Consider the following 1962-nt stretch of genomic DNA (forward strand, 5'->3'; position numbering starts at 1 on the left):
GAGAAGAAGAACGTGTCGTGCATCTCGCGGGCCGGATGACCCTCGGGGAAATTCAGCGCCGTGAAGTTGTAGAAGTCGCTCTCGACATCCGGCCCTTCGGCGACGGAGAAGCCCAGGTCGGCGAAGATCGCGGTCAGTTCGTCAATGACCTGACTGATCGGATGGATACGCCCGCGCGTCTGGGCGCTTTCCTGAAGCGGCAGCGTGACGTCGGTAGTCTCACGGGCGAGGCGGGCATTGAGCGCCTCCTCCACCAGCACTGCCTTGCGGTCTGCGATAGCAGCGGCGATGCGGTCCCGCAGGCCGTTGATGATCGGCCCCTGTGCCTTTCGCTCGTCAGGCGTGAGGGAGCCCAAGGTCTTCAGCAGGTCGGAGATCGCCCCCTTTTTGCCGAGTGCGGACACGCGCACAGCCTCGAGCGCAGCCTCGTCTGCGGACGTCTGAACTGCATCGAGCAGGGAATTTTCGAGAGTGGAGTAATCGGACATCTGTTCCTCGGCGCGCCTTTTCATGTCGGGCGAATTCCGATCGATCAGATGATTCCATTTGATCGGAAAGCACCCATTTGGCACAGGTTGCCTGCTTGTCGGCAATGACCGGGGAACCGTCAAGCCCTTCCGGCCAAATCGATACGTTTCGCGGCAGATTTGCCGTCACGCATGGATCCCGGAAAGGGAGGGCCGGACGTGAACGCCCGGCCAGAAGCATTGGCCGATCAGGCAGCAGCCGGCAGAGCCGACTTCGCCTTCTCGACAATCGCCTTGAAGGCCTCCGGCTCGCGGATGGCGAGATCGGACAGAACCTTGCGATCGATATCAATGCCAGCCTTGCCGAGACCGTCGATAAATCGGCTGTAGGTCAGGCCATGTTCACGCACGGCAGCATTGATGCGCTGAATCCACAGGCCGCGGAACGTGCGCTTCTTGTTCTTGCGGTCGCGGTAGTTGTACTGCAACGCGCGGTCGACAGCGGCCTTGGCGGTACGGATGGTGTTCTTGCGGCGGCCGTAAAAGCCCTTGGCGGCCTTCAGAACCTTCTTGTGCTTGGCGTGGGACGTAACGCCCCGTTTGACGCGGGCCATTGTGCTGGCTCCTCAAAATACCGGATGGATGACAGGGATCAGGTTCAGCCGTTGGGCAGGAAGTACTGCTTCACGTTCTTCGCGTCGCCCTCGAAAAGGGTCATCGTGCCGCGCTGATTGCGGATGAACTTTTTGCTCCGCTTGATCATGCCGTGGCGCTTGCCCGCCTGGGCGGCAACGACCTTGCCGGTGCCGGTAATCTTGAAGCGCTTCTTAGCGCCCGATTTCGTCTTCAGCTTGGGCATTTTGCTTCCTTTCGTATACCGAATTGCAGTCTCCGCACGCGAAGACGATCCGGTCTGATGCTGCTCGAAAGCACATCAAACCGCCACGGCAGCCCTTATCAGCCGGGCGATTCTGATGAAGTGGCGCTTATGACAGATCGTTGTCGATCAAGCAAGAGGGACGTCAGATAGAAAAAGACGTGCCGCACCCGCATGAGGCGGAAGCCTGTGGGTTGTCGATCCGGAACGACTGGCCGATCAGGTCGTCAACAAAATCGAGGACCGAGCCTTCGAGGTAGGGAACGGAGATCGCGTCGACCAGCACCACTGCGCCGTCGCGCTCAATGGCGATATCGTCGTCATTCCGGTCCCGAACGATGTCGAACAGGTACTGGAATCCCGAGCAACCGCCACCCTCGACGCTCACGCGCAACATGGCGCCGGCCGGCTCTTTCGCCAGCACACGCTTGATGCGCCGCACGGCGCTGTCTGTCAGCGTGTGGGCGGACGGCGCTGTGATTTCAGTCGAAACGGTCATGGTGCGGCAATCCTGTTTTGCGATAAGATCACTCTCCCTCTGCGCGTAAGGTAGTGCGCGCGCGTCGGCCGCGCAATGGTATGACGGTAGAACGCGGGGATGAATGCAGTGGCGATGGG

At 60.4% G+C, this 1962-nt stretch carries 3 protein-coding genes and 1 pseudogene; all 4 read right to left on the bottom strand.

Going from position 1 to position 1962, the window contains the following annotated elements:
- Positions 1-488 (bottom strand): annotated as a pseudogene (locus WBF74_RS07640) (phenylalanine--tRNA ligase subunit alpha); the annotation flags it as partial.
- Positions 489-715: 227 nt separating this feature from the next.
- Positions 716-1081: a 50S ribosomal protein L20 gene (rplT, locus tag WBF74_RS07645; RefSeq protein WP_424437626.1), complete on the bottom strand. Its 366-nt coding sequence runs from the start codon at positions 1079-1081 to the stop codon at positions 716-718.
- Between the two features lie 44 nt (positions 1082-1125).
- Positions 1126-1326, bottom strand: a complete 201-nt coding sequence (gene rpmI, locus WBF74_RS07650) for a 50S ribosomal protein L35 (RefSeq protein WP_424437629.1) — start codon at positions 1324-1326, stop codon at positions 1126-1128.
- 163 nt (positions 1327-1489) lie between these two features.
- Complete coding sequence (locus WBF74_RS07655; protein ID WP_424437632.1) at positions 1490-1843, bottom strand: HesB/IscA family protein; 354 nt, start codon at positions 1841-1843, stop codon at positions 1490-1492.
- Positions 1844-1962 lie beyond the last annotated feature (119 nt).

This window comes from Parvibaculum sp. (assembly GCF_049672805.1).
GTDB lineage: Bacteria > Pseudomonadota > Alphaproteobacteria > Parvibaculales > Parvibaculaceae > Parvibaculum.

Bases quoted from the DNA above. Each gene is read 5' to 3' on its own strand.
- rplT (WP_424437626.1), bottom strand. From the start codon at position 1,081: ATGGCCCGCGTCAAACGGGGCGTTACGTCCCACGCCAAGCACAAGAAG.
- WBF74_RS07655 (WP_424437632.1), bottom strand. From the start codon at position 1,843: ATGACCGTTTCGACTGAAATCACAGCGCCGTCCGCCCACACGCTGACA.
- rpmI (WP_424437629.1), bottom strand. From the start codon at position 1,326: ATGCCCAAGCTGAAGACGAAATCGGGCGCTAAGAAGCGCTTCAAGATT.